General features: G+C 71.3%; 28 protein-coding genes. 10 read left to right on the forward strand and 18 right to left on the reverse strand.

Annotation, left to right across the window (positions count from 1 at the left end; genetic code table 11):
* Positions 1-957, forward strand: a 957-nt coding sequence (locus tag E1295_RS08455; protein WP_246079918.1) for an ATP-binding protein, incomplete at its 5' end; no start/stop codon positions are given.
* On the forward strand, positions 954-2,141 hold the full coding sequence (locus E1295_RS08460; protein WP_166427147.1) for a tetratricopeptide repeat protein: 1,188 nt from the start codon (positions 954-956) through the stop codon (positions 2,139-2,141). The genes E1295_RS08455 and E1295_RS08460, both read left to right, overlap by 4 nt.
* Here E1295_RS08460 and E1295_RS08465 read toward each other — a convergent pair whose 3' ends face one another.
* Positions 2,142-3,122, reverse strand: a complete 981-nt coding sequence (locus E1295_RS08465) for an aldo/keto reductase (protein ID WP_132629298.1) — start codon at positions 3,120-3,122, stop codon at positions 2,142-2,144.
* A 62-nt stretch (positions 3,123-3,184) separates the two neighbouring features.
* Here E1295_RS08465 and E1295_RS08470 point away from each other — a divergent pair, with 62 nt between their 5' ends.
* The 5 genes from E1295_RS08470 to E1295_RS08490 all read left to right on the forward strand — a co-directional run bounded on the left by E1295_RS08470 (position 3,185) and on the right by E1295_RS08490 (position 8,230).
* A complete protein-coding gene (locus tag E1295_RS08470) occupies positions 3,185-4,063 on the forward strand; it encodes a LysR family transcriptional regulator (RefSeq protein ID WP_132629300.1) in 879 nt (292 codons plus the stop codon).
* 31 nt (positions 4,064-4,094) lie between these two features.
* Complete coding sequence (locus tag E1295_RS08475) at positions 4,095-4,295, forward strand: EF-hand domain-containing protein (protein ID WP_132629302.1); 201 nt, start codon at positions 4,095-4,097, stop codon at positions 4,293-4,295.
* Positions 4,296-4,359: 64 nt separating this feature from the next.
* The gene (locus E1295_RS08480) at positions 4,360-5,535 is read left to right on the forward strand and encodes a PucR family transcriptional regulator (protein ID WP_166427148.1); all 1,176 of its coding nucleotides are present in this window, start codon (positions 4,360-4,362) and stop codon (positions 5,533-5,535) included.
* Between the two features lie 70 nt (positions 5,536-5,605).
* Positions 5,606-6,538 carry a nucleoside hydrolase gene (locus tag E1295_RS08485; RefSeq protein ID WP_132629304.1) on the forward strand — a complete coding sequence of 311 codons (933 nt, stop codon included), beginning with the start codon at positions 5,606-5,608 and terminating at the stop codon, positions 6,536-6,538.
* A gap of 30 nt (positions 6,539-6,568) precedes the next feature.
* The gene (locus E1295_RS08490) at positions 6,569-8,230 is read left to right on the forward strand and encodes an alpha-amylase family protein (RefSeq protein ID WP_132629306.1); all 1,662 of its coding nucleotides are present in this window, start codon (positions 6,569-6,571) and stop codon (positions 8,228-8,230) included.
* Between the two features lie 53 nt (positions 8,231-8,283).
* On the opposite strand, the gene E1295_RS08495 is transcribed toward E1295_RS08490, so the two are convergent.
* The 4 genes from E1295_RS08495 to E1295_RS08510 form a co-directional block, all read right to left on the reverse strand.
* Positions 8,284-9,024, reverse strand: coding sequence for a cytochrome d ubiquinol oxidase subunit II (locus tag E1295_RS08495; RefSeq protein WP_132629308.1), 741 nt, complete (start codon positions 9,022-9,024; stop codon positions 8,284-8,286).
* 9 nt (positions 9,025-9,033) lie between these two features.
* Positions 9,034-10,323 (reverse strand): cytochrome ubiquinol oxidase subunit I, encoded by a 1,290-nt coding sequence (locus tag E1295_RS08500; protein WP_342775847.1) that lies wholly within the window; start codon positions 10,321-10,323, stop codon positions 9,034-9,036.
* Between the two features lie 132 nt (positions 10,324-10,455).
* Complete coding sequence (locus E1295_RS08505) at positions 10,456-11,124, reverse strand: response regulator (RefSeq protein ID WP_132629310.1); 669 nt, start codon at positions 11,122-11,124, stop codon at positions 10,456-10,458.
* Entirely contained in the window at positions 11,121-12,245 is a 1,125-nt protein-coding gene (locus E1295_RS08510) for a sensor histidine kinase (protein WP_246079919.1), read from the reverse strand. The genes E1295_RS08505 and E1295_RS08510 overlap by 4 nt, the downstream gene beginning before the upstream one ends.
* A 68-nt stretch (positions 12,246-12,313) precedes the next feature.
* On the opposite strand from E1295_RS08510, the gene E1295_RS08515 reads away from it, so the two are divergent.
* Positions 12,314-12,532 (forward strand): hypothetical protein, encoded by a 219-nt coding sequence (locus tag E1295_RS08515; RefSeq protein ID WP_132629312.1) that lies wholly within the window; start codon positions 12,314-12,316, stop codon positions 12,530-12,532.
* Between the two features lie 30 nt (positions 12,533-12,562).
* Here E1295_RS08515 and E1295_RS08520 read toward each other — a convergent pair whose 3' ends face one another.
* Entirely contained in the window at positions 12,563-13,513 is a 951-nt protein-coding gene (locus tag E1295_RS08520) for a fatty acid desaturase family protein (protein WP_246079920.1), read from the reverse strand.
* 152 nt (positions 13,514-13,665) lie between these two features.
* On the opposite strand from E1295_RS08520, the gene E1295_RS08525 reads away from it, so the two are divergent.
* Positions 13,666-14,550 carry a phosphotransferase enzyme family protein gene (locus tag E1295_RS08525; protein WP_132629314.1) on the forward strand — a complete coding sequence of 295 codons (885 nt, stop codon included), beginning with the start codon at positions 13,666-13,668 and terminating at the stop codon, positions 14,548-14,550.
* A gap of 87 nt (positions 14,551-14,637) precedes the next feature.
* Here the strand turns inward: E1295_RS08525 and E1295_RS08530 are convergent, their stop codons facing one another.
* Both E1295_RS08530 and E1295_RS08535 read right to left on the reverse strand, forming a co-directional pair.
* A complete protein-coding gene (locus E1295_RS08530) occupies positions 14,638-15,078 on the reverse strand; it encodes a VOC family protein (RefSeq protein ID WP_132629316.1) in 441 nt (146 codons plus the stop codon).
* Between the two features lie 127 nt (positions 15,079-15,205).
* Positions 15,206-16,468, reverse strand: a complete 1,263-nt coding sequence (locus E1295_RS08535; protein WP_220448607.1) for an FAD-dependent oxidoreductase — start codon at positions 16,466-16,468, stop codon at positions 15,206-15,208.
* A gap of 65 nt (positions 16,469-16,533) precedes the next feature.
* Here E1295_RS08535 and E1295_RS08540 point away from each other — a divergent pair, with 65 nt between their 5' ends.
* Positions 16,534-17,136 (forward strand): TetR family transcriptional regulator, encoded by a 603-nt coding sequence (locus tag E1295_RS08540; protein WP_220448608.1) that lies wholly within the window; start codon positions 16,534-16,536, stop codon positions 17,134-17,136.
* 56 nt (positions 17,137-17,192) lie between these two features.
* On the opposite strand, the gene E1295_RS08545 is transcribed toward E1295_RS08540, so the two are convergent.
* The 10 genes from E1295_RS08545 to E1295_RS08590 form a co-directional block, all read right to left on the reverse strand.
* Positions 17,193-18,131 carry a beta-ketoacyl-ACP synthase III gene (locus E1295_RS08545; protein ID WP_132629320.1) on the reverse strand — a complete coding sequence of 313 codons (939 nt, stop codon included), beginning with the start codon at positions 18,129-18,131 and terminating at the stop codon, positions 17,193-17,195.
* A gap of 156 nt (positions 18,132-18,287) precedes the next feature.
* Positions 18,288-18,500: a hypothetical protein gene (locus tag E1295_RS08550; protein WP_132629322.1), complete on the reverse strand. Its 213-nt coding sequence runs from the start codon at positions 18,498-18,500 to the stop codon at positions 18,288-18,290.
* 37 nt (positions 18,501-18,537) lie between these two features.
* A complete protein-coding gene (locus E1295_RS08555; protein WP_132629324.1) occupies positions 18,538-18,888 on the reverse strand; it encodes a nuclear transport factor 2 family protein in 351 nt (116 codons plus the stop codon).
* A gap of 3 nt (positions 18,889-18,891) precedes the next feature.
* Positions 18,892-19,209: a DUF3140 domain-containing protein gene (locus E1295_RS08560; protein ID WP_132629326.1), complete on the reverse strand. Its 318-nt coding sequence runs from the start codon at positions 19,207-19,209 to the stop codon at positions 18,892-18,894.
* 29 nt (positions 19,210-19,238) lie between these two features.
* On the reverse strand, positions 19,239-19,889 hold the full coding sequence (locus E1295_RS08565; RefSeq protein WP_132629328.1) for a response regulator: 651 nt from the start codon (positions 19,887-19,889) through the stop codon (positions 19,239-19,241).
* Positions 19,886-21,046 carry a sensor histidine kinase gene (locus E1295_RS08570; protein WP_132629330.1) on the reverse strand — a complete coding sequence of 387 codons (1,161 nt, stop codon included), beginning with the start codon at positions 21,044-21,046 and terminating at the stop codon, positions 19,886-19,888. The genes E1295_RS08565 and E1295_RS08570 overlap by 4 nt, the downstream gene beginning before the upstream one ends.
* Before the next feature lie 16 nt (positions 21,047-21,062).
* A complete protein-coding gene (locus tag E1295_RS08575; protein ID WP_246079921.1) occupies positions 21,063-21,674 on the reverse strand; it encodes a hypothetical protein in 612 nt (203 codons plus the stop codon).
* Positions 21,675-21,780: 106 nt separating this feature from the next.
* Positions 21,781-22,227 (reverse strand): YdeI/OmpD-associated family protein, encoded by a 447-nt coding sequence (locus E1295_RS08580; RefSeq protein WP_132629332.1) that lies wholly within the window; start codon positions 22,225-22,227, stop codon positions 21,781-21,783.
* Positions 22,228-22,259: 32 nt separating this feature from the next.
* Complete coding sequence (locus E1295_RS08585) at positions 22,260-23,054, reverse strand: alpha/beta fold hydrolase (RefSeq protein WP_132629334.1); 795 nt, start codon at positions 23,052-23,054, stop codon at positions 22,260-22,262.
* A 321-nt stretch (positions 23,055-23,375) separates the two neighbouring features.
* On the reverse strand, positions 23,376-24,386 hold the full coding sequence (locus E1295_RS08590; protein ID WP_132629336.1) for a LacI family DNA-binding transcriptional regulator: 1,011 nt from the start codon (positions 24,384-24,386) through the stop codon (positions 23,376-23,378).
* Positions 24,387-24,394 lie beyond the last annotated feature (8 nt).

A 24,394-nucleotide genomic window follows, 5' to 3' on the forward strand; every position in this document is an offset into this window, starting at 1 on the left:
GTCCCAGCCCACGCCGCACCTCACGCCGGACCTGCCCCCGCCTACCATCCGCCCTCCCCGGGGCCCGCGGACCGGGCCACCGCCGAGGTCGAGCACTCCAAGGTGAGCTTCGCCGACGTGGCGGGGATGGAGGCGGTCAAGGAGGCGCTGCGCGTCAAGCTGCTGCTCCCGCTCCAGCAGCCGGAGATGTTCGCCGCGTTCGGCAAGCGCGCGGGCGGCGGCGTGCTGCTCTACGGCCCTCCCGGCGCGGGCAAGACCCACCTCGCCAGGGCCGCCGCCGGGGAGCTCGGCGCGAAGTTCGTCAACGTCGGCCTGGCCGACATCCTGGACATGTACATCGGCTCCAGCGAGCGCAACCTGCGGGCCACGTTCGACCTGGCCCGGCGCAACCGGCCGTGCGTGCTCTTCTTCGACGAGGTCGACGCGCTGGCCGCCCGCCGCTCCGACATGCGCCAGGCGCACACCCGGCAGCTGGTCAACCAGTTCCTGGCCGAGCTCGACGGCGTGGACGAGCACGCCAACGAGGGAGTGCTCGTGCTGGCGGCCACCAACGCCCCCTGGTACGTGGACCCGGCCTTCCGCCGGCCCGGCCGCTTCGACCAGCCCGTGCTCGTACCGCCGCCGGACGCTGCGGCCCGCGCGGCCATCCTGCGCATCCTGTGCCGGGACAAGCCCCTGGCGGAGATGGACTACGACGCGGTCGCCCGGGTCACCGAGCACTGCGTCGGCGCCGACCTCAAGGGCCTGGTGGACCGGGCGGTGGAGGTCAAGCTCCAGCAGTCGATCAGCGCCGGCCGGCCCATCCCGCTGTCGACGCCCGACCTGCTGGCCGCCGCGCAGTCCATCCGCCCCTCGGCGGTGCACGAGTGGATGGCCACGGCCCGCAACTACGTCATGCACGCGAACGACTCGGGCGCGTGGGACGAACTGCTGCCCTGGGTCAAAGGCAAACGGTGACGACCACGGGCGACCCCCTGGAACGCGCACGGACGCTGCTGCAGCTGCGCCGGCCGGCCGACGCCGAGCGCGAGCTGCGCGGCGTGCTCGCCCAGGAGCCGCAGTACGCCACCGCGCACGCCTTCCTGGCCCTCGCCCTGGTCCAGCAGGGCAACGCGGCCGAGGCCGTCGAGGAGTCGGACGAGGCGGTACGGCTCGCGCCCGACCACTGGTCCACCCACTACGTGGCCGCGCAGGTGCACCACCGGGCCCGCCGCCCTGCCGCCGCGCTGGCCGCCGCCACCGCCGCGCTCCGGCTCAATCCCGAGCACCCGCCGGTCTGGGAGCAGCTGGCCCGTGCCCACATGCTGGCCGGCCAGTGGCGCCAGATGGCCGACGCGGCGCAGCGGGGACTGGCCATCGACCCGGAGGCCCCCGACCTGGTGTGCCTGCTGTCGCTGGCCTGCACGCAGCTCGGGGACGCGCAGCCGGCCAGGGCCGCCGCCGCGCACGCCGTACGGCTGGATCCGGAGAGCGCCACGGCGCACCTCGTCCTCGGCCGCGCCGAGCTGGCCTTCGGCGACCCGCGGCGGGCCGCGGAGGCCTTCCGTGAGGTGCTCCGCCTCGATCCCGGCTTCGGCCACGCCCGGGATCTGCTCGTGGCGGCGCTCAAGCAGCGCAACCCCGTGTACCGGTGGCTGGCGGCGGTGCGCGGCAGGTTCCGGGGCGGGTGGCGGCTGCTGTTCCTGCTGCCCGCCATCCCCCCGGTCATCCTGGTCTTCGTGGTCGTCGCGCTGCTGCACTGGGCGGCGTGGGTCGCCGAGGCGGTCAGCACGCTCCGGCTGGCCCGGGGCAAGACGACCCAGCTGCTCTTCGACGTCGTCGAGTCCCGTGTGGCCGTGCTCTGCTGCGGCCTGGTGGGCGTGGGCGCGGTGACGCTGGGCCTCGGGATCGGGTTCGGCAGCGAGCCGCTCGGCACCGCGGGCGCCGGGGTCATGGCGCTGGTCACCCCCGCCCAGGAGGCGGCGCACACCGGCTCGGTGCTGCGCCGCAGGATCCTGTACGGCTGGGCGGTGCTGCTCGCCCTGGCCCTCGTCGCCTCGGCGGTTCTCGCCTCGACGGGTGGGGCGATGCTCAGCCTGTACGCCTGCCTGGCCACGGTCTGGGTGGCGGCCGGCGTACGCGGCAGGCCGGAGCTGCTCTGACTAGAGAAGCGTCCCGCCGGACACCTCGAACCCGGCCAGCGCCTTGTCGATCGCGTCCAGCGTGTCCTGGTGCAGGGTGAGGTCGGCCGCCGCCAGGTTCTCCTCGATGTGGGAGGGGGTGCGGCTGCCCGGGATGGTCACCACGTGCTCGTCCTGGTGCAGCAGCCAGGCCAGGGCCAGCTGGGCGGGGGTGATGCCGAGTCGTGCGGCGATGGCCCGGATCGGGGCATAGCGGTCGTTGTTGCTCGCCAAGTTCTCCTTGTCGAATCGCGGGGCGTTGTGGCGGAAGTCGCCCTCGCCGAGCGACTGCACGGTGCCCGTGAGGAAGCCGCTGCCGAGAGGGCTCCACGCCACGATGCCCACGCCCAGCTCACGTGCGGTGGCCAGGAGGTCCGGGTCCACGTGCCGCCACATCGACCACTCGTTCTGCACGGCCGCGACCGGGTGGACGGCGTGCGCCGCGCGCAGCTGGGCGGCCGTCACGTTGGACAGGCCGACATGCCTGATCAACCCGTCGCGCACCAGGTCGGCCATCGCGCCGACGGTCTCCTCGATCGGCACGCCGGGGTCGGGGTAGTGCGCGTAGTAGAGGTCGATCACGTCCGTGCCGAGGTTGCGCAGGCTGCGCTCGGCGTAGCGGCGCACCAGGCGGGGCTCGGCGTTCACCCGGAGCTCGTTGAAGGCGTAGCCGACCGGGTGCGACCTGCTGGGCTCGCCCTCCGGGACCGCGAGGCCGAACTTGGTCGCGACCACCACCTCGTCGCGGCGCCCTTTGATCGCGCGGCCCACGAGCCGCTCGTTGTGTCCGTTCGCGCCATAGGCGTCGCTGGTGTCCACGTGGGTGCCGCCCGCGTCCAGCGCCGACCTGAGCGCCGTCTCGGCACGCTCGTCGTCGATGTCGCCGTACACGCCGGGGGAGAGCACCATGGCGCCGAAGCCGATGGCGGGGACCTGCAGGTTTCCAAGAGTGCGTGTCTTCATGGCGGTAAGCCTGCCGGGCGGGTGGGCCGTACGTCCAAGACCCTTTGCTATAACCAGTGGCTATGGACGTGCATTTGCGGGAATTGCGTTATTTCGTGGCGGTGGCCGAGGAACTGAATGTGACGCGGGCCGCCGAGCGGCTGTTCGTCTCCCAGCCCGCCCTGTCCAAGCAGCTCAGGGTGCTGGAACGGCAGCTCGGGTTCGGGCTGTTCGAGCGGGTGCCCAGCGGGATGGCGCTGACCAGGCAGGGCGAGGCGCTGCTACCGGTCGCCCGCGACCTGCTCGGGCGGTGGGCCGCGGGCGTGGAGGAGGCGCGTGCCGCTGCGCCGGCGGGGACGCTGGTGATCGGCCTGCAGACGGTCGTGGGCAGAGGGCTGCAGCAGGCGGCCCTGCGCCGTTTCCGTGAGCGGCTGCCGGGCTGGGAGGTTTCGCTGCGGCTGGTCGGATGGGGCGACCCCAGCGGCGGCCTGGCCGACGGGAGCTCGGACGTGGCGTTCGTGTGGCTGCCGGTGCCTCCGGGGGTGCGGACGTACGTGGTGGCCACGGAAGGGCGTGGGGTGGCCCTGCCCGCCGACCATCGGCTCGCCGCGCTGGCGGAGGTGCCGTTCTCCGCCCTGCGCGACGAGCCGTTCATCGCGCTGCCCGTGTCGTCGGGGCCGCTGCGCGACTTCTGGCTCGGGCGCGACGCGCGCGACGACGAACCGGTCGTCGGGGTCACCGCCCACACGCCTGAGGAGGTGTTCGAGTCCGTGACGAGCGGGCTCGGCGTGGTGCTCGTGGCCGAGGGCAACGCCGACCTCTACAACAGGCCGGGGCTCGCGTACCGGCCGGTCATGGGGCTGCCTCCGGGCGAACTCGCCATCGCGTGGCGAGAAGGGGACAGCAGGCCGCAAGTGATGGCATTCATTGACGCACTACGACACGTCGCTACTAAGGTCTGACGCGACAGTGATCCCGGCGGAAGGGCGACCCATGAGCGACTACGCGACCACCTTCGAGCTGATCGACGCCGACAAGGACGGGCGCATCTCCGCGGAGGAGCTCGTACGGCTGATGGAGGTGCTCGGCCGGCCGGTGACGCTGGAGGCCGCGCAGGCCGGTGTGCGGCAGCTCGACAAGGACGGCGACGGCCTGATCGACGTGGAGGAGTTCGGGGCCTTCCTCCAGAAGTGATAACAAACAAGCTCTTGCTACACAACTCTTGTCGCCTGGGTCACAATGGGGGGCAGGAGGGACCATGGTCATCAAAAGTGACAGCAGCGAGAGCCGTAGCACCGCGGACGTCGCGAAAGCCCTCAGGCCGGGGATCGGGCGAGTCTCCGACGAGGTGATCCAGGAGATCCAGACCCGGATCCCCGAATACGCCAGGCCGTCGGACGAGCTCTACATCAAGGTCATCAGGATCGCGGTCGAGCAGGCCGTCGAGGGTTTCCTCGACCGCGTGGAGGACCCTGACGCCGCGTGGGACCCGGAGCCGTTCCGCATGATCGGCAGGGGCGAGGCGGCCGAGGGCCGCAACCTGGAGCCGCTGCAGGCGGCGATGCGGCTCGGCGCCAGAGTCGGCTGGCGGCGGCTGACGGAGCTGGCCGGTCCGTGCGGGTTGTCCCCGCAGAACCTGTACGACCTGGGCGAGGCCATCTTCGTCCACCTCGACCAGCTCGCCGACGCGGCGGCCGAGGGCTTCGCCGAGGCCCGGGCGCACGCCGCCGGCGAGACCGAGCGCCGCCGCACCCGCCTGCTCGACCTGCTGCTCAGCCGCCCGCCCGCCAGCGCCGAGGCCATCGCCGACCTGGCCAGGGCCGCGGGGTGGCGGCTGCCCAGGACGGTGGCCTGCGTGGCGTTCGACGACGGGCTCGGGCCCTGCCCGGCGCTCGCGTTCCCCTCCGACGTGCTCACCGCCATGGACCGGCCGCAGCCGTGCCTGCTGGCGCCCGACCCCAACGGCCCCGGCCAGGCCAGGATGCTCGACCAGGCCCTGCGCGGGCGCCGGGCCGCCATCGGGCCCGCCGTGCCCCTGACCGCCGCCGCGACGTCGCTGCGGTGGGCCAGGGAGGCGCTCGACCTGTCGCGCCGCGGCGTGCTGCCCGACGGGCTCGTCCGGTGCGCCGACCACATGGCCACGCTGGTGGTCTTCAAGGACGAGGAGCTCGTCACCGCGCTGGCCGAGGTGCGGCTCGCGCCCCTGGCCCACCTGCGGCCCACCCAGCAGGACCGGCTGGCGGAGACCCTGCTGGCCTGGCTGCGGCACGGCAGGGGCGCGGGCGAGGTGGCCGCCCGGCTGCACGTGCACCCGCAGACCGTGCGCTACCGGCTGCGCCAGCTCGAGGAGCTCTACGGCGACCAGCTCGCCGACCCCGACATCCGCTTCGAGCTGGAGATCGCGCTCAGGGCCAGGCAGGCCGTCAGAGCCTGACGAGTGCACGGCGGCCACCCGGATTGACGCTTGTAGCATGACTATAAAGGCGTACAAGAGGGGGTTTTTCGTGTCGACACCGGTGATTCTGGACTGCGATCCGGGACACGACGACGTCTTCGCGATCTGGCTGGCCGCCGGGCACCCGGAGATCGACCTGCGCGCCATCACCACCGTCGGCGGCAACGGGCGGCTCGACCAGACCACGTACAACGCCAGAGTCGCGGCCCACGTCGCGGGGATCGCCGGAGTGCCCATCTCGCCCGGCGCCGCCGGACCCCTCGTACGCCGGTTGTCGACGGCCGGCTCCATCCACGGGGAGAACGCGCTCGGCGGGCCCGAACTGCCCGTGCCGTCCGTGGCGGCGGACCCGCGCGGCGCGATCGACCTCATCAGGGACACGATCGACGCAGCGGAGCAGCAGGTGACGATCGTCGCGACCGGCCCGCTGACGAACATCGCGCTGTTCGCCCGCACCTACCCGGACAGGCTCTCCCGCGTACGCGAGATCGTCTGGATGGGCGGGTCGACCGGCAGGGGCAACGTGACGCCGTACGCCGAGTTCAACTCCTGGCTGGATCCCGAGGCCGCGGCCATCGTGCTCGACGCGGGCCCGTCGTTCACCATGATCGGGCTCAACGTCACCCACCAGGCCCTCGTCACCCACGACGTGCTCGCCCGCATCGACGCCGTCGGCAACAGGACGGCCGCGTTCGGCGTGGAGCTGCTCAACTTCTTCAACTCGACGTACGAGACCGACCAGGGCATGCCCGACGCCCCGCTGCACGACCCGGTGGCGGTGGCGCTGGTCGCCGCGCCCGGCGTGGTGACCACGGCCCGTACCAGGCTCGACATCGAACTGCACGGCACGGAGACGGCGGGCGCGACCAGCGTCGACCTGCTGAACACGCTGGGACGCGCCCCCAACGCGAACGTCGCCACCGGGATCGACGCCGGGCGCTTCTGGGAGATGGTGGAAGAGGCGATCCGCGCGTTGTCGTGACAGCGCGCCCGCCGGGGGTAGCGGGCACGGATGCGACTGACGTACACCTCGGATCTGTGGTGGAAGAACGCCGTCGTCTACTGCCTCGACGTCGAGACGTTCAAGGACGGCGACGGCGACGGCGTGGGCGACTTCCGCGGGCTGACGCAGCGGATCGACTATCTCGCCGGTCTGGGCGTGACCTGCCTCTGGCTCATGCCGTTCTTCCCCACCCCCAACAAGGACGACGGGTACGACATCACCGACTTCTACCGCGTAAACCCGCGACTGGGGACGCTGGGCGACTTCGTGGAGTTCATGCGTACCGCCCACGACCGGGGGCTGCGCGTGATCGCCGACCTGGTCGTCAACCACACCTCCGACCAGCACCCCTGGTTCAAGGAGTCGCGCTCGGGCAGGGACTCGCCCCTGCGCGACTGGTACGTCTGGTCCGACACCCCCGAGCCGGACGACCCGGAGCAGATCGTCTTCCCCGACAAGGAGGACAGCGTCTGGGAGTACGACGAGGGCTCGGGACAGTACTACCTGCACACCTTCTACCGGCACCAGCCGGACCTCAACATCGCCAACCCCGCCGTGCGGGACGAGATCATGCGGGTGCTCGGCTTCTGGATGGAGCTGGGGTTGTCGGGGTTCAGGGTGGACGCGGTGCCGTACCTCATCGAGAACGTCGACCCGGAGCTGGCGAACCCCCACGACTTCCTGGCGGACCTGCGCGCGTTCATGAACCGCCGCCAGGGCGGATCGATTCTGCTCGGCGAGGTCAACCTGCCGTACGCGGACCTGATGAGCTATTTCGGCGAAGGGCTCGGCGACCAGGTCACCGTGTGCTTCGACTTCGTCGGCATGCAGCAGGCCTGGTTGTCGATGGCCCGCGGCGACGCCCGGCCGCTCGCCGCCGCCCTGCGCGAGCGCCCGAAACCGCCGAAGGACTGCCAGTGGGCCATGTTCCTGCGCAACCACGACGAGCTGACCCTCGACAAGCTCACCGAGGAGGAGCGCCAGGAGATCTTCGCGGCGTTCGGCCCCGACAAGGAGATGCAGATCTTCGGCCGCGGGCTGCGCCGGCGGCTGCCGGGCATGCTCGGGGGTGACCTGCGGCGGGTCAAGCTGGCCTACAGCCTGCTGTTCTCGCTGCCGGGCACGCCGGTGATCTTCTACGGTGAGGAGATCGGCATGGGGGAGGACCTCGCGCAGGAGGGCCGCATGGCGGTCCGCACACCGATGCAGTGGGCGCCGGACGGCGGCTTCGGCTCCGCCGAACCGGAACGCGCGACGCCGGAGGGCCCCTTCGCGCCGGAACGGGTCAACGTGGCCGCTCAGAGGCGGGACGCCGGCTCGTTACTGCGCTGGTTCCAGCTGCTCATCGAGCGTTACCGCGAGTGCCCCGAGCTGGCGTGGGGCCAGTGCACCGTGCTCGACTCCCCGGAGCACGCGGTCCTCGCGCACCGGTGCGACGGCGGCGGGGCCACGATGGTGATGGCGCACAACCTCGGCGACACGGCCTGCGACATGGACCTGACGCTGCCGGGCCTGGAAGGCTCCCTGCTCACCGACCTGCTGGCGGACGGCACGCTGGAAATCTCGCGGGAGGGCGTGGCGCGGGTCGCGCTCGGCCCGCACGGCTGCCGCTGGCTGCGGGCCTCCCCGCCGGGGATGTCGCCGGAGAACGCCTCGGCGAACTTCGCGTGACCCGCCGGGACGGTCAGGCGACCGCGGACCGCCGGCCCCGGCGGCCGGGACGGTCACAGGTAGGACGGGCCGGTGACCCGGTGCCGGAACGTCCACCACACCCAGCCCTGCGCCGCCACGAGCAGCGGCATCAGGGTGAGCACGACCGGCACCAGCACCGTGCCCGCGCTTCCCGGGTCCAGCGGGAGCCGCAGCCCGGCCAGCACCCCGACCGCCACCAGCGCCGCCGAGGTCAGCGCGTACGTGCGCCCCTCCCCGGCACCGCCGGACAACACGGCCGCCCGCGCCCGCAGCCGGCCGCGCAGCCGCAGCGTCGCGAACGTCAGGCCGTGGGTGCCGAACAGCGCGGCCACCACCAGCGCGGGCAGCAGGGCGAACGGCCCGGTGATGCCGAGCAGCACGTGTCCGAGCAGCAGCCCCCAGCTCAGCGCCAGCCCCCAGCTGCCGGCCACGATCGCGCCGTCCCAGAAACCCTGCCAGCGCACCCCCGGCATCCGCCCCCGCAGCCACAGCCCCATGTCGCGGACCACCCACGCCAGCAGCAGCACCACGACGACGCTGTAGTTCCCGGTGAGCAGCTCGCCCTCCAAGTGGGGGAACAACCCCGCGAGCACACCCGCCGTGGCGACCAGCCACACCTCGTTGCCCAGGAAGAACGGCGCGATCGCGGCGATCACCTCGCGCCGCTCCGCCGCCGACCTGCCCAGGTACGGCAGCGCCATGCCGACCCCGATGTCGGCGCCGGCCAGGACCAGGTAGCCCAGCGCGAAGAAGGCCAGGATGAAGATCTCCATGACGGCTCCTCAGAAGGTAGGGGCGGGAACGGGCGCCTCGATCGGGCGGTCGCCGAGTGACACGGCGCCGGGCCCCCGGCGGGCGTGCCGCGCCAGCAGCCAGGTGTTGACGGTGATGAGCACGGCGAACACCGTGAAGAAGGCGACCACGGAGAAGCGCATCTGCCCCGCCGACACCGGAGACATCGCCTCCGACGTGGTCAGCAGCCCGTACACCGTCCACGGCTGGCGGCCGAACTCGCGGAAGGCCCAGCCGGCGAGCATGGCCGCGAACGGGACGGGGATCATCAGCGTCGTCACCCAGTGCCACAGCCCGAACTGGCGCACGACCGGCCGGAAGAGCATCAGCAGGCAGCTCGGCAGCAGGAAGTACATCATGAGCGCGAAGAGCAGCAACATCGTCGTGCCGCTCGCCTGCACCCAGCCCGCCGGCGGCAGGTAGTCGCCCGCCCCGTGCGCGGCCACCATCTCGGCCTGCGCCGCAGCGAGTTCTTCGGCGTCGCGCGACCAGGCCGCGGCCTTGGCCGGCTGCATCGTCTGGAACCCCAGCCCGCCGGACGTGGCGGTGGCGAACACGGCCGGCAGCGCCACCCCCAACCCGATTCGCAGCGACTTGCGGAAGAGGTCCTGCTCGGTGGTGCGCCTGCGCAGGTGGTACGCGCTCACCCCGGCCATGAAGAACCCGCCGACGACCATCCCGGCGGTGACGACGTGCCAGAACGCCACCTGCGCCGCCGGGTTGGCCACCATCGCCCCGAAGTCCGCGATCCGCATCCTGCCGCCCTCCAGCACGTGGCCCACCGGGTTCTGCAGGAAGCCGTTCGCCACCATGATCCAGAAGGCCGACGCGTACGCGGTCAGCGTCACGATCCAGATCAGCGCCAGGTGCGCCCACCGGTTCAGCTTGTTCCAGCCGAAGATCCACAGGCCCAGGAACGTCGACTCGATGAAGAACGCCACCAGCGTCTCGAGCGCCAGCGCCGAGCCGAACACGTCGCCCGCGTACTCCGTCAGCCCGCTCCACGACAACCCGAGCTGGAACTCCATCACCAGGCCGGTGACGATGCCCATCGCGTAGTTGATGATGTAGAGCTGCCCCCAGAACCGCGTCATCCGCAGGTGCACGGGGCTGTCGCCGAACGTGGCCCGCGTCTGGACGACCGCCAGCAGGGTCGCCAGGCCGAGCGTCAGCGCCACGAAGAGGAAGTGTGCGCCCGCCGTGATCGCGAACTGCAGGCGGGCGAGGTCGACGGTGTCCATGCTGAGAGCTTGCGCGTACGGCTTGCCCGGCGACGTCATGCTCCGGCGGACACCTGGCGTACATCCGGGGTCGCATGACCCCGCCGCACGTACCTCCCAGGACGTACGCGTGGAGACTCGCAGGTCAGGGCGTTTTCCGTTGTTTCGGGGTATGCGGGGTGACCCCGCAGGTCAGGGGGTGAGCCAGCCTGGGGTGATCATGCCGGCTTCGTAGGCGATGATGACGAGCTGGGCCCTGTCGCGTACGGACAGCTTGGTCATGATGCGGCTGACGTGCGTCTTCGCCGTGGCGGGGCTGAGCACGAGCTGGGCCGCGATCTCGTCGTTGGACAGGCCGGCCGCCACCAGCGCCATGACCTCGCGCTCGCGTTCGGTGAGCGCGTTGAGCTCGGGGCCCGGCTCCGGGCGCTTGACCCGGCCGGCGAACTCGGCGATCAGCCGCCGCGTGATGGACGGCGCGATCAGCGCGTCGCCCCTCGCCACGACGCGTACGGCGTGGATCAGCTCGGCGGGCTCGGTGTCCTTGACGAGGAAGCCGCTCGCCCCGGACCGTAGCGCGCCGTAGACGTAGTCGTCCAGGTCGAACGTGGTCAGGATGATCACCTTGACGCCTTCGAGCCGGGGGTCGCCGGCGATCTGGCGGGTGGCCTCTAATCCGTCGAGCTCGGGCATGCGGATGTCCATGAGGACCACGTCGGGCTTGAGCTCGCGGGCACCGTGGACGGCCGCGGCGCCGTTGGGCGCCTCGCCCACGACCTCGATGTCGTCCTCGTCGCTGAGAATCGACCGGAACCCGGCGCGGACCAGGGTCTGGTCGTCGGCGAGCAGTACGCGGATCATCGCATCCCCTTCAGCGGCAGCCGGGCGGCGACGCGGAATCCGCCTTCGGGGCGTGGCCCGGCCTCCAGGGTGCCGCCCAGCAGGACCGCGCGCTCGCGCATGCCCCTCAGGCCGAAGCCGCTGCCGCCCTCGTAGGTGGCGCCCGGACCGTCATCCTCCACGCAGATCTCGATATTTCCGGACCTGTTGCTGATTTTCAAGGTTGCCTCGTTCGTACCGGAATGGCGGGATACGTTCGTCAGAGCCTCCCTGACGATGCGGGCGGCGGCCAAATCCACCTCGGTCGGCACCGTGTCGAGCGGCCCCGACAGCTCGGTGCCGACCTTCAGCCCGGACGCCTCGACCAGCTCGTCCACCCGCGCCAGGCTGTCGGCCGGCGCGGTCGGCGCGTCCTCGTCGACCTGGCGCAGCACACCCAAGGTGGTGCGCAGCTCGCGCAGCGTCTCCTTGCTGGTGTCCTTGATCGTCCGCAGCGCCGTCTCGGCGTCCTCGGGCCGTTTCCTCAGCCCGTGCAGCGCCGCCGCGGCCTGCACGTTGATCATGGAGATGTTGTGGCCGAGCACGTCGTGCAGCTCTCGGGCGATGCGCAGCCGTTCCTCGTCCGCACGCCGCCTGGCCTCCTCGTCCTTGCTGCGCAGGGCGTCGAGCGCGTGCCGGCGCACCTCCACGAGGTAGGCGCGGCGGTTGCGGGTGACGCCGCCGAACGCGATGGCCGCCACCACCCATCCGGTGATCATCAGGAACGCGCTGTCGTCCACGTGCCTGACCCCGCCGGCCTCGCCGAGCCCCATGCCGAGCAGCGCCGCCGCCCCCATGACGATGGCCGCGGTGAGGTGCCCCTTGTCGGCGGCGGTGTAGAGGGCGAACAGCGGCAGCGCGATGAGCGGCCCGTCGACCGTCGCCCACGGGTAGTAGGCGCCCGTCGCCACGACCACGATGACCAGCGCCGCGACGGGCCAGCGCTCGCGCATCAGCACGCCGCCCGCGGCGACGACCGGCAGCACGACGTCGAACGCGTTGACCGGACCGGAGCTGCGCAGCATAAGAGCGAGAAGCACTCCCGCCAGCACCGCGGCGATGACGACGAGCGACACGAGCGTGTCCTTGGACGGCCTGCGCATGGCCCCCATTCTGTACGCCGCCGCCAGGGCCGGGTAATCGCCGCCGTCCCTGTGGGTAGAGCCGGTGAATGAGCACTGAGGACGAGCTCCGGCAGGTCGAAGAGGACCTGGCCCGGTTGCGCGCCGAGAACCAGGACATCCGCGACCAGATCCGCGACATGGGCGCGACCGACCAGGTGGAGATCTCCGCCATGATCAGTCAGGCGGACGAGCAGACCGAACTGATCGCCGAGCTCGAACGCCGCCGCGACCGCCTGCGCCAGCGGCTGGAGGAGGGCGCGAACTGAGCGGGCGCCCGCTCACGGGCGCCCCGCCGGTCATCGGAGCGAGGCCCCGACCTCGTGCAGGTGCCGCAGCGCCTGCCCGTACGACGCCACGAGGCCGGTCTGCAGGTAGTCCACGCCGATCTCCGTGCAGTACGCCTGCACGATGGGCTGCGCCCTGCGCAGGTTGGGCGCCGGCATGTTCGGGAACAGATGGTGCTCGATCTGGTAGTTGAGCTGGCCGAGCGCCACGTCGGTGAACCAGCTTCCTTTGACGTTGCGCGAGGTCAGCACCTGCTTGCGAAGGAAATCGAGTTTGTCCTCCTTGGTCAGCACGGGCATGCCCTTGTGGTTCGGCGCGAACGAGAGCCCCAGGTAGATGCCGAACAAGCCCTGGTGCACGATGAGGAACACCAGCGCCTTACCGAGCGGCAGGATGGTGAAGACCAGGCCGAAATAGAGCACGAAGTGCATGACGATCAGGCTCAGCTCGGTCGTACGCCGCTTGGCGCCCGGCTTGAGCAGCGCCTTGACGCTGGCCACGTGCAGGTGCCAGGCCTCCAGGGTGAGCAGCGGGAAGAACCACCACGCCTGGTGTCTGGCGACGAAACGGGGGATTCCGCGGCTCTTGGCCACCTGGTCCTCCGACCAGACGATCACGGCGGGGGACACGTCGGGATCGTGGTCCTCATGGTTGGGGTTGGCGTGGTGCCGGTTGTGCTTGCTGGTCCACCACCCCCAGCCGAGCCCGATGCCGAAGTTGCCGATCAGCAGCCCCGCGACGTCACTGGGCCGCCGCTTCCTGAAGACCTGACGGTGCCCGAGGTCGTGGGCGAGAAAGCCGAGCTGCGCGAAGACCACGGCCATCGCGGCCGCGACGAGAAGCTGCAGCCAGGAGTCACCCACCCAGGCGAACAGCGCCCAGCAGCCGAGATAGATCACGGCCGCGATGCTCATCCTGATGGCGTAGTAAACGGGACGCCGGTCGAGCAGACCGGCGTCCATGATGCGATGAGAAAGCCGGGCGAAATCGCTGCCCCGAGTATCGATCGTGCCAGAACTGACCACAGGTCTCCTTACCTCGCGGTGCAAGTTGCCTAAACCATCGCGCATCCGTCGCCAAACCGGAAGCATGACGTCCGCAGTACCCTGGCGAGGTGATTTATGCCACGACCCCGCTGACCCCCGCGGCACGCGAAGCCGTGGCCCTGACCTGGGGCGTCACCGGCTCAGCCGAGCGGCTGCACGGCGGCGAGGAGTCCGCCGCCCACCGCCTCGGCGGCCACGTGATCCGGGTCGGCCCCGCCGGGCGCGAACCCGCCGAACCCGAGTGGTGCCACGCCGTCGCCAGGCACGCCGCCGCGACGCTGCCGGAGGCGCTCGCCCCCCTCCCTACCCCCGACGGCACGACGGTCATCACGGTCGAGGGCCGCCCGATCTCGTGCTGGCCGTACGTCGAGGGGTCCTGGCCCGACTCCGACGTGCCCGCGCATCGGGTGGCGGGCGCCCGCCTCCTGGCCCGGCTGCACCGGTCGCTGGCCGGCTGCCGGCAGGGCCCGCGCCCGGTGCCCGCCTTCCAGGAGTCCGGCCTGTACGGCGACCCGCCCCACGACGCCGCCGGGCTCGACGACCCGCAGCTCGACCGCTGGCTGGCCGGTTTCCACGCCCGGCACCGGCTGCGCCACCCGCTGCACGGCGACTTCTACACCGGCAACACGCTCGCCAGGGACGGCACGATCGTGGCCGTGCTCGACTGGGACGAAAGCTTCGTCGGCGCGCCCGAGGCCGAGCTCGCGGCGGCCGCGCTCGAATGGGGCGACGACCTGACGGGGCCGAGCAAGGAGTTCGTCGACGCCTACCACGAGGAGGGCGGCACGGCCTCCCGGCTCGACGAGGAGTCGCTGGTCCAGCTCGTACGCCACAAACTGCGCAGGGAATACGCCTACTTCCACAAGGCCGCCCGCTCCGGGGTCGAGCACGACCAGGACGACCTCGACTACCACCACGCCAGGGTCGAGCTGTTCCACCGGCTGCGCCCCTGACGGCGACGGGGCGGCAGGCCTCCGGCCTCGCCCGCGTGCGCCGGCCGTCACCTGCGGTCGGGGACGCCGTGCCGCGATCGGTGTCCTTCAGCCGAGTTCCTCGGCCAGGGCGACGATGATGCCCTCGGGGCCGCGGAGGTAGCAGAGCCGGTAGGCGTCCTCGTACTGCACCACCTCGCCGACGAGTTCGGCGCCGCGGGCGCAGACGCGGGCGATGACGTCGTCGATGCCGTCGACCGCGAACATGATGCGGCGAATGCCCAGCGTGTTCACCGGGGCGTCCACCGGCACCCCGCCGACCGCCTGCGGCATGAGGTATTTCGCCAGCTCGACCCGCCCGTGGCCGTCCGGGGTCCGCATCATCGCCACCTCGACCCGTTGTGCGTCGAGTCCGACGCAACGTGCCGCCCAGCTCCCCTCGACCAGCCCCTTGCCCTCCAGCTCCATGCCGAGTTCCACGAAGAACGCGATGACGGCGTCGAGGTCCTCGACCATGATGCCGATGTTGTCCATCCGCCTGATGGTCATGGTGGCTCTCCTTCTCCTCCGAGCGGCCCGTCGTGGCCGCTGACGTACCTGGGACGGAGCCGCCACCACGTTCTCGACATCGCGAGGGTGTGCGGATGGCCGACGCGGGTCGGCCGCCGTTCCAGGCCTAGGCGAACACCTTGGCCTTGAGCGAGGGGAACCGCTGGACCAGGCGCAGGAAGGTCTTGAACCCCGTGCGCGCCACCCGGCTGTCGCCGATGAACTGCTCGGCCGAGCGCAGGGAGCCGCGCACGGCGGCGAAGCCGTACTCGCGCATGTGCGACTCGTAGCGGGCGATGGCCGCGACCGGGTCGCCCCCGTCCGTGAGTGCGTGCGTGAGCTCGACGCAGAGCAGGCGGGCGTCGCGGAGGGCGGTGTTCGCGCCGATGCCGCGCATCGGGGTCATGCTGTGGATGGCGTCGCCGATGAAGGTGATGGTGGAGGCCGGCCACGGGCCGATCGGGATGGAGGTGCGGATCGGCAGCAGGGTGACGGTGTCGGCGTCGGTCATGTCGACCAGCCTGCGCAGGTCGGGGTGCCAGGAGCGGATCATGCGGGCCACGGTGTCCTTGAGCTGCCCGCCCGACATTTCCGAAATCTCCGGCGGGAAGCGGCCGGTGGTCGCGCCGAACGCCCACAGGACGTAGCTGCTCGTGTTGTCCATCAGCGCACCCTCGTCCTCCGTCACCCCGATCCCGCCGTACGTCACGGGCTCGCCGAGGTCGTGCGGAGCGGTGAACAGGCCCATGCCCCTGGGCGGGATGATGGTGTTCGGCCCGTCGGCCAGCCGGGGGGCCAGGCGTTTCCTGGTCGCGTCGGTGAGCGGGAACTTCCCCGCCACCGTGATGATCCCGGTGTCCACCCGCTTGGCGTGCGGCAGGTGCTGCTCGCGCACCCGCGAGTTGCCGCCGTCCGCGGCGACCACGATGTCCGCGTCCTCGCTGGTGCCGTCGGCGAAGAAGAGCCGGGTCCGCCCGTCGGGCAGCCTCTCGTACCGCTCGTACGTCTTCCCGAACCGTACGACGTCGTCCAGGCCGGACAGCAGCACCTGCCTGAGCGTGATGCGGCTGACCGAGTGGTGGTCGTCGGCGGGGTCGCCGGCCTTGGGCGTTTCGAGCAGCGTGAGCAGGTTCAGCCGTTCGGTGAGAAAGCCGAAGTCCTGTCCGCCCTGCCCGGTCGTACGGAGGAAGGCCTCCCACAGGTGAGCGGGCAGGCAGTCGTGCAGCGCGCGGGCACCGTGCGGGTCGATGTGCACGCGGTAGCCCTGCAGCCGGTCGGCGGGGGTGCGGTCCCGCTCGTGGACGGTCACGTCGAGGCCGGCCTTGCGCAGCCCCTGGGCCAGGCAGAGCCCGCCGATGCCGCCACCGATGATCGCGATGTGAGGTGTCATGGGAGCGATAGTCATCCATTTGGCTGAATCTGTCAACCAAACGGATGGATGATAATCTGCCGACCATGAGACGAGCACCGGAGGAGAAGCAGCGCGACCCCGAACGCACGAAGGCTCGCATTCTTCAGGCGGCGCTGGAGGAGTTCGCCGCGAAGGGGTTCGCGGGCGCACGGGTCAGCGAGATCGCCGCCAGGGCGGGCGTCAACAAGCAGCTGATCTCGTACTATTTCGGCGGCAAAGAGGGCCTCTACCAGGCGTTGAACGCACGATGGCACGTGGAGGAGAGCACCTTCGCCGACTCCTCCTCCGAGCTCGCCGAGCTGGTCGCCGGCTACGTCCGGGCCAACTCCGCCCGCCGCGACTACGGCAAGCTGATGCTCTGGCAGGGGCTCACGGACGACGGCACGCCCGACCCGGCGTTCGTGGCCGACGTCCGCCGCGACCTCGAGCACCTGCGCCGGCGCCAGCAGGACGGCGAGTTCCCCGCCGACCTCGACCCCGGCGCCGTCCTGCTGGCGCTGTTCTCCATGGCCGCGGCCGGCATCTCCTTCCCCCAGCTCATCCGCGCGGTCTGGGACGAGGACCCGGCCTCGCCGGAGTTCGCCGAGCGTTACGCGCGGGAGATCCGCAAACTGGTCGGCCACCTGCGCACCGTCCACGCTCCGTGAGGTCGCGCGGCGGGCGCGGGTGGTGCATCGACCTTCTCCTCACCCGCTCGGTGAGGTCAGGGGCAGCGGACGACCATGCCCGCATAGGACAGGTTGCCGCCGAAGCCGAACAGCAGGATCGGCGCCCCGCGGCGGATCTCGCCGCGTTCGAGGAGCTTCGACAGCGCCAGCGGTACGCTCGCGCCCGAGGTGTTGCCCGACTCCACCACGTCACGGGCGATGATCGCGTTGACCGCGCCCAGCTTCTTGGCGATGGGTTCGATGATGCGCAGGTTCGCCTGGTGCAGCACCACGGCGGCCAGTTCCTCCGGGGTCACGCCGCCGCGCTCGCACGCCTGCCGCGCGATCGCCGGGAGCCGGGTGGTGGCCCAGCGGTAGACGCTCTGGCCGTCCTGGGAGAAGCGGGTCGGCGTGCCCTCGATGCGTACGGCCCTGCCCTGCTCCGGCACCGAACCCCACACGACAGGCCCGATCTCCGCCTCGGGAGCGGCGCTGACCACGGCCGCGCCGGCGCCGTCGCCCGTCAGCACGCACGTGGTCCTGTCGGTCCAGTCGGTGACCTCGGTCATCTTGTCCGCGCCCACGACGAGGGCGTTCGTCGCGGCGCCCGCGCGGATCGTGTGGTCGGCCACGGCCAGGGCGTGGGTGAAGCCCGAACACGAGACGCCGACGTCCATCAGGGCGGGGGAGGGGACGTCGAGCGCGGCGGCGACGCGGGAGGCGACGTTGGGGGCGCGCTCGGTCTGCGTACAGGTGGCGACGAGGACGAGGTCGATGTCGGACGCGCCGAGCCCGCTGCCGGCCAGCGCTTTGGCGGCGGCGTGGGTGGCCAGGTCGGCCACGCTTTCGTCGGGGCCTGCGACGTGCCTGGTGCGGATCCCGACCCGCTGGGTGATCCACTCGTCGTTGGTATCCACCATGGTCGCCAAATCCTCATTTGTCAGGATTCTTGCGGGTTGGTAGTGACCTGTGGCGACGAGTCGTGATCCATTCATGGGCCGGACTATAGCTTCCAGCTCGCAACGAATCCGCAGGGCCACCCCGCCACCTGGTGGCCGTGCGAGGTGTACGGCGGAGCGCGACGGGGCAGCGGGCATCGCGGCCGGTGTCCCCGTGCGGCCCCCGGCCTCGGATGATGGCTCTGCGGGCCGCTAGTCCGCCGACAACCGGTCGAAGAGGTCGAGCGCCGCCGTCCGCACCTCGGCCGGGGTGAGCCCGTCGAGCGTCTTTCTCGCATCGTTGATGTCGCGGGTCGTGGCGAGCGTGATGGCCACGGACGAGGCGGCGGCGCGGTCGATCGATCCCGTCGGGGCGGCGTCGGCCAGTTGCTGGGCGCTCGCGGCGAGGTCGAGGTTGTCTTTCAACTGATCTCCTCGGGTGAAGGCGGCTCGGGCCATTGCATCATTTGACATCGTGCAGCATCCACCATTCGGTGAATTCCCGGCACCGCCCGTCCGGCACGAATCGGATGACCCAGAGGTTGCTATAGGTCTTATCCGGATATGTCGTGACTCCCTGGACGACGCTTACCTCGTCCGTCACGCACACCGGATGCCACTCGAACGTGGCCTCACCCGGCTTGTCCTGCCGCGCCAGCCACTCCGAGACGATCGCGTCGCGCCCCTGCCACGGCGAGCTGTACGGCTCGGCGTAGTAGACGGCGTTCTCGGTGAACAGCGCGGCGATGTCGTCGGGATCGTTGGAGTTCCAGGCTCGTACGTACCCCTCGATCCACGAGCGCGGCTGGACCATCTGTCATCCCCTCAACGGATCGTGACCCACGGACATCAGCTCGCGCCGCGACTCGTCGTCCGTCCTGTCGCCCAACGTCTCGACGAGGTCGACGACCTGCCGCATCACATCGAGGTCGGCACTGGTCAGGTCGCCCTTGCGCTTGCTCAGGACGTGCAGCACGCCCCGGCCCAGCTCGTCGATGCCGAGGTCGGGGTCGGGCGGGAAGCCCTCCTCGTCGGAGGCGTCGGCGAGCAGATGCGCGCGCAGCTCCTCGGAGTTCATGTTGACCGTCCGGTGGAACTCTTCCCACAACATCTCGGTGTCGAAACCCTCAGTCATGGGGCCCCGCCTACCCGCCGGCCCGCGCGTTACGCCCCCGGAACGGCCAGCCCCGACTCGTACGCCGCGATGACCGCCTGCACCCTGTCACGCAGCCCCAGCTTGGACAGCACGTTGCTGACGTGCGTCTTCACCGTGTGCTCGCTGACCACCATGGCCGCGGCGATCTCGGCGTTCGACAGGCCGCGGGCGATCAGCTCGAGCGTCTGCCGCTCCCTCGCGGTCAGCACGTCCAGACCCGTCACCCTTCTGGCCGCGGGCCGCGAGGTGAACTCGGAGATCAGCCGCGTGGTCACGGTCGGCGCGAGCAGCGACTCGCCCGCCGCCACCACGCGGACCGCATGCACCAGGTCGTCGCGGCGCACGTCCTTCAGCAGGAACCCGCTCGCCCCCGCCCGCAGCGCGTCGAAGACGTAGTCGTCCACGTCGAACGTGGTGAGCATCAGCACCCGGCACCGGGTTTCCGCGCAGACGATCCCGGCGGCCTCGATGCCGTCCATCCTGGGCATGCGGATGTCGAGCAGGAGCACGTCGGGGATGTGTTCGCGGACCGCGGCCACCGCCTCCACCCCGTCGCCCGCCTCGGCGACCACCTCGATGTCGGGCTGCCCGTCGAGGATCATCGCGAACCCGCCCCTGACCAGCTCCTGGTCGTCGGCGACGACCACGCGGACGGTCATGGGCGGGCCAGCGGCAGGCGTACGGACACCGCGAAGCCGTGGCCGTCGGTGCGCGGCCCGGCGGTGGCGGTGCCGCCGCAGGCGGCGGCGCGCTCGCGGATGCCGATCAGCCCGTCGCCGCCGGAGGGCAACCCGCGCCCGCCGCCTCGCCCGTCGTCGGTGATGTCGATCATCAGGTCGTGGTCCTCCCAGGTGAGCCGGATGCCGGCGTGATCGGCCCCGGAGTGCTTGACGATGTTGGTGAGCGCTTCCTGCGTGATGCGGTAGGCGGCGACCGCGCAGTCGGGCGACACGGCCCGTGGCTTGCCCCGCACGTCGAAGGTCATCCGCAGCCCGGTCTCCGCCACCTGCTCGGCCAGCGCGGGCAGATCGCCGATGGCAGGCTGCGGCGCGCGCGACGTCTCACCGTCTCTGAGCAGGCCGAGCATACGGCGCAACTGCACCATCGCATCGCGCCCCGCCTCGGCGATGGCGTCGAACGCGGCCTCCGCCCTCGCCGGGTCGCTGCGCACCACCACGGGCCCGGCCTCGGCCTGGACCACCATCAGGCTGACCGCGTGGGCGAGGATGTCGTGCATGTCGCGGGCGATCCTGTCACGTTCGCGTTGCGCGGCGCGTTCGGCCTCCATCTGACGCTCCTTCTCCAGCCGGACCGCGCGCTCCTCCAGTGCGGCCGCGTGGGCGCGGGAGGTGGCCGCCGCCCTGCCGATGGCGTACGCGGCGACCAGCAGCACCGTGCCGCGCAGCGCGGTCTCCCAGGAGCCGACCGCGAGCAGGCCGCCGGCCGCGGTCACTGCGAACGCGATGATTCTGGCCCCGAGGCGGCTGTAGGCGGCGACCGTGTAGAGCGCGACGAGGGTGCCGTACCAGATGGGCTGGTCGGCGACGTTGTCGGCGAGGTCGTAGAGCGTGCTCACGCCCCCGCTGGCGAGCAGCACCACGAACGGCGCGCGCCGCCGCCACATCAGGGGGACCGAGGCGGCGACCGCGACCGTGTACCCCCACCAGTGCCACAGCCCTCCTTGCGGGCTCTCACGCGAGATCAGCGGCCAGAGCTGCACGATCGTGATCAGCACCGCGAGCGCGGCGTCCACCCGGAGGTGGGGGAGCGCGTGGAACCTGCGGCGCGCCACGCTGATGAGCGTCGGATGGGACACGCTGCCTCGTCCTTCCTCACGCACGAACGAGTGTGGGCCGGGCTGCGGGAGTGCTCCTCCTGGCCAGTGGCCAGAACGACACCAGCAGGAAGAACGCTCCGACCGACATCAGATCCTTGTCCACGAGGGGCAGCGCGAGGTCGACGGCCACCAGGGCGGGGGTCCACAACGTGACGTGCCCACGGGTGGCCAGGTGGACGACGAGCGCGAGCTGGGCCACGTAGAACAGGAACGGCCCCGCGTCGTAGATCACGAGCTGTGCTCCCGGCACGGCCTGCACCTGCTCGAACAGCGGGCCCATGGCCGCGTGGTCGGCCGCCATGAACCCGATCGCGATGTCGATCACGAACTGCGTGGCCGCGCACGCGATGCCGGCGATCCCGACGACCAGGTGGGCGGTGGCGAGTCTGGTACGGCCGAGTATGCGCCACATGTCCCGAAATATAACGATGAACAGTGCAAGGGCGGCGAGAAACGCTAGATGTCCGATCGTCCAGGCCGGTCCGGGCCCCCGGCTCCCGTCGAACCCGTCGATGATGCGGATCACTCCGTAGGCCAGCACGAGCAGCGGGGCGGTGACGTAAGCGGCGCGGACGATCATCGCAGGCTCTTCCGGGGGTTGTCGCATGCTCCCTAGCCTGCGGTTTCCCCTGGCCGGTTGTGATCGCCTGGCCGGGCGATCCTCGTTCTCCCTCTCAGGAGCGAGTCACTCGCTCCCGCGACCCACCGGGAGCTCACGCCACGCCGTCGGCCAGCTTGGCGACGGCGTCGGCGACGCGCCGCTGCCGGGTCTCCGGCTTCTTGGCGCCCTCGACGAGCAGGACGTAACGCCGCCGCCGGGAGTAGGACAGGCTCTCGAAGAACGCCTTCGCCTCGGGAGCACGGTCGAGCGCCTCCGCCAGGTCGGAGGGCACCGTCACCTCCCTGGGCGCGGTGTCGAGCTCGATGTCCACCTCGACCTCGTCCCCGGCGGACAGCCCGGCGCCCCGCCGGTTCTCGGCGCTCAGCGGCAGCATGAACCGCCCGCCCATCGTCGCCACCGTGCTGCGGTAGGAGTGGGAGCCGATGGTGACGGTCACGGCGGGCCGCCGGCCGCTGCCGAGCCTCTCGACGATCCCGGCAGGGACCTCGAAGCCCGTGGCGGTCTTGCCACCAAGCTCGATCGTGGTGTGGAACCTCATCTCATACCTCCAGGACAGGACGGGGGAACAGATCAGCGGAAGAACTCCCTCAGCACGGGCGCCAGCGCCTCGGCCTTGACGATGTGGGTCTGCCCGTCGAGCGTGCGGTGCTCGCCACCGGGCAGCCGGCCGGCCAGCGCCCTGGCGGCGTTGCGGATCCACGGCCGGCTCTTGCCGCCGTCCATGACCAGGGCCGGCGTTTTGACGGCGGCCCAGCTGGACTCGGGGTAGGGCTCGCCCTTCTCGTACGGCGCCACGAACGCCGCGTCGTACGGCAACGTGTGCGCCACCGACGTGAGCGTGGACCAGGCCGGCATGAACCGCATCAGGGCCACGACCACGGCAGGCAGCCCGACGCCCGTACGCATGAAGTAGCGCACCGCGGCGGCGCGGCGGTCGGCCGCCACCAGTTCGTCCAGCGTGCGCTCGTAGTCGGCGGGGACGGCGGGGCGGGTGTCGTCGACGATGAACGGCGGCTCGTACAGCGCCAGCTTCTCGACCGGAACACCCGCGTCGGCGGCGGCCAGCGCGAGGGCGGCCCCTGAGGAGGTGCCGTAGAGCCGCACCGGGCCACCGGTCTCGGCGACGAGCGCGGCCAGGTCCTCGATCTCGCGCTCCGTCGTGTACGGCGGGATGTCGCCGCTCTCGCCGCGTCCGCGCCTGTCGTAGGTGTAGACCGTGAAGTCGCCGGCCAGCGCGGTGGCCAGGGGGGCGTTGATGCTCTGCTTGCGGAAGCTGAGGGCGCCGTCGACGAGGATGACCGCCGGGCCCTGGCCGACGCGGGTGTAGGCGATGGGGGTGCCGTCGGCCGAAGTCACTTTGTCCATGGGGTGAACGTAGAGCCGACAAAAAAATTTGTCAAGACGGGTCACGGTCGGGTCTCGGTTGCACGTGGACGTACTCAGACACACCTCCCCGCGCTCCGTCAGGGTGGGATGTGCCGCGAAGGAGGGGACGGCGCGTGCCGCGGCGGGAACGCGCGGTCTGCCAGCCGCGCACCACGGCCCCGGCACGCGCCGCGGACCTGCGCGTACGGGGCCCGCGCAGGCCCGCAAGCGGCCTTCCCCGCCCCGACGTCGCGCCCGCCCGGACTCGGGACCCGCGCCCGGACCCAGGAACCCAGGACCGTGTGGCCGCTGTGTGTGCGATCAGGGGCGGGAAGGGCCGGTGCTGCCGCGGGGTGTGAGGACGGCCGCCTGGTCCTGGTAGGGCGGCACGCTCTCCCCGGAGATGAGGGCGAGCAGGCGCTGGGCGGCGTGCGCCCCGTAGGCGGGGATGTCGCGGGTGAGAGCGGTCAGCGGCGGCCGGACGACCTGGGCGAGCGGCGAGTCGTCCCAGGCCACGATGGACAGGTCGTCCGGCACCTCCACCCGCATCTCCTGCGCCACCGACAGCCCGGCCACGGCCATGATGTCGTTGTCGTAGACGATCGCCGTCGGCCGGTCGGGCGTGCTGAGCAGCCGCCTGGTGGCCCTGGCGCCCTCCTCGCCGGTGTAGTCGGTGTGCACGATGACGTGCTCGGCCACGCCCTCGCAGGCCCGCGCGAACGCCTGGTCGCGTACGGTCGTGTGGACCAGCTCGGGCAGCCCGGCGACCCTGGCGAGGCGGCGGTGGCCGAGGGCCCGCAAGTAGCCGACGGTCTCGCGGACGGCCTCGCCGTCGTCGGACCAGACGGCCGACAACGAGCCCGACTCGGAGGGGTGGCCGATCACCACGACCGGCATGCCGAGCCGTTCGAGCTCGGCCACGCGGGCGTCGGAATAGTGCAGGTCGACGAGGAAGGCGCCGTCGATGCGGCTCTCGCCCCACCAGCGCCGGTAGATCTCGCTCTCCTGCTGGTGGCTGGTGACGACCTGGAGCAGCAGCGCGTAGGAGCGGTCGGCGAGCACGCCTTCGATGCCGGAGATCAGCTCCATGAAGAACGGCTCCACGCCCAGGATGCGGGCGGGCCGGCAGAGCGCGAGGCCGACGCAGTTGGCCCTGGCGCCGTTGAGCGCCCTGGCCGCGCTGTTGGGCCGCCAGCCGATCTCGTCGGCGATGGCGATGATCCTGGCCCGCGTCGCCTCCGACACCCCGGGTTGCCCGTTGAGCGCGTAGGAGACCGCCACCTTGGACACTCCTGCCCGGCTGGCGATGTCGGCGATCGTCGGTCGCTTCACGGACGTCC

Source organism: Nonomuraea mesophila (assembly GCF_004352805.1).
Lineage (GTDB): Bacteria > Actinomycetota > Actinomycetes > Streptosporangiales > Streptosporangiaceae > Nonomuraea > Nonomuraea longispora.